The organism is Mycobacterium sp. E2497 (genome assembly GCF_001668695.1).
Lineage (GTDB): Bacteria > Actinomycetota > Actinomycetes > Mycobacteriales > Mycobacteriaceae > Mycobacterium.
The window spans coordinates 1-3,113 of sequence record NZ_LZKD01000075.1; the positions used below are offsets into that span (position 1 = coordinate 1).

2 protein-coding genes and 1 pseudogene are annotated in these 3,113 nt (G+C 73.4%); 2 read left to right on the forward strand and 1 reads right to left on the reverse strand.

What is annotated here, in order from left to right:
• Positions 1-414, forward strand: a pseudogene (locus A5713_RS05840) (hypothetical protein); the annotation flags it as partial.
• Positions 415-451: 37 nt separating this feature from the next.
• Complete coding sequence (locus tag A5713_RS05845) at positions 452-1,996, forward strand: DNA polymerase Y family protein (RefSeq protein WP_068093548.1); 1,545 nt, start codon at positions 452-454, stop codon at positions 1,994-1,996.
• A 6-nt stretch (positions 1,997-2,002) separates the two neighbouring features.
• Here A5713_RS05845 and A5713_RS05850 read toward each other — a convergent pair.
• The coding region (locus tag A5713_RS05850) for an alpha-hydroxy-acid oxidizing protein (RefSeq protein ID WP_068093550.1) at positions 2,003-3,113 on the reverse strand (1,111 nt) is incomplete at its 5' end.

Below are 3,113 nucleotides of genomic sequence, written 5' to 3' on the forward strand. Positions count from 1 at the left end.
GCGGGCGGCAACGCGGCAATCGTCGGCCAGCCTGACCTCGGGCTGCTGGCCGCCGCGGAGATGGGTGCGGACCTCAGTCGCCTCGCCGTGATACCGGATCCCGGCAACGATCCGGTGGAGGTGGCCGCGGTGCTCGTCGACGGCATGGATCTGGTTGTCCTCGGCCTGGGCGGGCGCCGGGTGCCGCCTACCCGGGCGCGGGCGGTGGTGGCGCGGGCCCGCACCAAGGGATGCACCGTGCTGGTCACCGACGGTGACTGGCAGGGGGCGCCCACGCGACTGGAGGCCCGGGTCTGCGGCTACGAGTTCATCCCGGGAAGCCGCCCGGGATTCGGCCGGATCGGCCGGGTGCGGCTGCAGGTCAGCGGGGTGTGTGCGGGACGACGGGTGACCGCCCGGGCGCGAGCCGGGTGAATTCAAAGTGGCATCCCGGGTGTTGGCTATCTGGTGCATGGACTGGCCCGCGGTCGCGGCGGCGGCCGCCGCGGGTCTGCCCGCGACGGCTCCGGTGGCGGTCACGCTGGCCAACCGGGTGATCGCCTGCTCGGCGGCCGCCCGCGCGGCGGGGGTGCGGCGGGCCCTGCGGCGCCGGGAGGCCGCGGCCCGGTGCCCGCAGCTGCACGTCAGCGCCGCCGACGCGGACCGTGACGCCCGCTTCTTCGAAGCGGTCATCGCGGCGGTGGACGACCTGGTGCCGCGCGCCGAGGTGCTGCGGCCCGGGCTCCTGGTGCTGCCGGTGCGCGGGGCGGCCCGTTATTTCGGCTCCGAGGCCGGCGCCGCCGAGCGGCTGATCGACGCGGTGGCCGCGTCCGGCGCCGAGTGCCAGGTCGGGATCGCCGACCGGTTGTCCACCGCGGTCTTCGCCGCGCGGGCGGGCCGGGTGATCCCGCCGGGCGGTGACGCGAAGTTTCTGTCGGTGCTGTCGATCCGCCAACTCGCCACCGAGCCCAGCCTGTGCGGTCCCGGGCGCGAAGAGCTGACGGACCTGTTGTGGCGGTTGGGGATTCGCACCGTCGGCCAATTCGCCGCGTTGCCGGCCGCCGACGTGGCGTCCAGGTTCGGCGCCGACGGGGTGACCGCGCACCGGATGGCCCGCGGCGAACCCGAGCGGGGACCGTCCGGGCGGGAGCCGCCCGAGGAGCTGGAGGCAGTGCTGGACTGCGACCCGCCGATCGACCGGGTCGACGCCGCGGCCTTCGCCGGGCGCTCGCTGGCCGGCGCGCTGCATCGGACGCTGATGGCCGCCGGGGTGGGCTGCACCCGGCTGGCCATCCACGCCGTCACCGCCAACGGCGAAGAACTGGACCGGGTGTGGCGGTGCGCCGAGCCGTTGACCGAGGATGCCACCGCCGACCGGGTGCGCTGGCAATTGGACGGCTGGTTGAGCAGCCGGACCGCACGCAACCCGCGCCCGACGGCGGCCGTGACGCGGTTGCGGCTGCGGGCGGTGGAGGTGGTGTCGGCCGAGGCGCTGCAGTTGCCGCTGTGGGGTGGTTTGGGTGAAGAGGACCGGTTGCGGGCCCGCCGGGCCCTGGTGCGGGTGCAGGGCCTGCTCGGCCCGGAGGCGGTGCGGGTGCCGGTGCTGTCCGGCGGGCGCGGGCCGGCCGAACGCATCACGTTGACCCCGCTGGGCGACGAACTCCTCCCGCGGGCCGACCCGGGGCTGCCGTGGCCCGGCCGGCTGCCCGAGCCATCACCGGCGGTGTTGCTCGACGACCCGGTGGAAATGCTTGATGCCCAAGGGAATCCGGTGCGGGTGACGAACCGGGGGCTGTTCTCCGCCGACCCGGTGCGGCTGACGGTGCGCGGTCGGGACGAGCGGCTGGACTGGTGGGCCGGGCCGTGGCCGGTCGACGAACGGTGGTGGGATGACCGGCCTGGGGGCGGTCAAGGGGGTGGTCGCACCGCCCGCGCGCAGGTCCTGCTGGAGGGCGAGCGGGCGTTCCTGCTGTGCTACCGCCAGCGACGCTGGTACCTCGAGGGCAGCTACGAGTAGCGGCGCTTATCCGGTGGGCCGCAACGCGTCCGGCGTCAGGTCCTTGATCGAGGGATACCCGTCGACGGCCATGATCAGGTCCGCCTCGGCCAGCAGCGAGCGCAGCACGTGCACGATGCCGTCGACCCCGCCGAGGGCCAGGCCGTAGGCGTAGGGCCGTCCGATGCCCACCGCGGTCGCCCCCATCGCCAGGGCCTTGATGATGTCGGCGCCGCTGCGCACCCCCGAGTCGAACAGCACCGGCATGCCCTCGGCCGCCTCGAGCACCCCGGGCAGGCAATCGAGGGTGGGCAGGCCGCCGTTGGCCTGCCGGCCCCCATGGTTGGAGCAGTAAATGCCATCCACGCCAATGTCTTTCGCGCGCCGAACGTCGTCGGGGTGACAGATGCCCTTGACCATCAGCGGCAGGTCGGTCTCCGACCGCAGCCACTCCAGGTCCTCCCATCGGAACGGCCCGCCGAAGATCGGCAGCTTGCGCACCGCGGCCTCGGTGGCGTCCTCGCCCCGGCTCAAGCCGGCGCGAAAGACCGGATCGCTGGTGTAGTTGGCCAGGCACCCGCTGGGCACCTGCGGGTAGTTTCCTCCACTCAGGTCGCGGGGCCGCCAGCCGGTGACCCAGGTATCCAGCGTGACGGCGATGCCCTTGAAGCCGGCCGCCTCCGCGCGGTGCACCAGGCTGGTCGCCATCTTCCGGTCGGGCGGCGTGTACAGCTGGAAGAACGCCGGGGTATCGCCCAGCTCCTCGGCGAGATCCTCCATCGGGTCGGCCGTCAGGGTCCCCACGAAGAACGGGACGCCCGTGCGGACCGAGGCCCGTGCGCAGGCGATGTCCCCGTGGCCGTCCGGGTCGCACACCCCGATGACGCCGATGGGCGCCATGAAAATCGGAGACGGATACCTCATCCCGAACAACTCGATGGACATGTCGCGCTGCTCGGGGGCGATCCCCATGCGCGGATACAGGCCCCACCGCTTGAAGGCCTCGCAGTTCGCGCGCTGGGTGTGCTCGTCGCCGGCGCCGCCCGCGACATATCCGAGCACTTTCGGGGGCATCGCCGCCGCCGCCTTTTCCTCCAGCTCATCGAATCTGATCGGGTATTGCGGCTGATTGCCGTGC

Coding starts and splice junctions, on each gene's coding strand:
- A5713_RS05845 (WP_068093548.1), top strand. CDS start 452: ATGGACTGGCCCGCGGTCGCGGCGGCGGCCGCCGCGGGTCTGCCCGCG.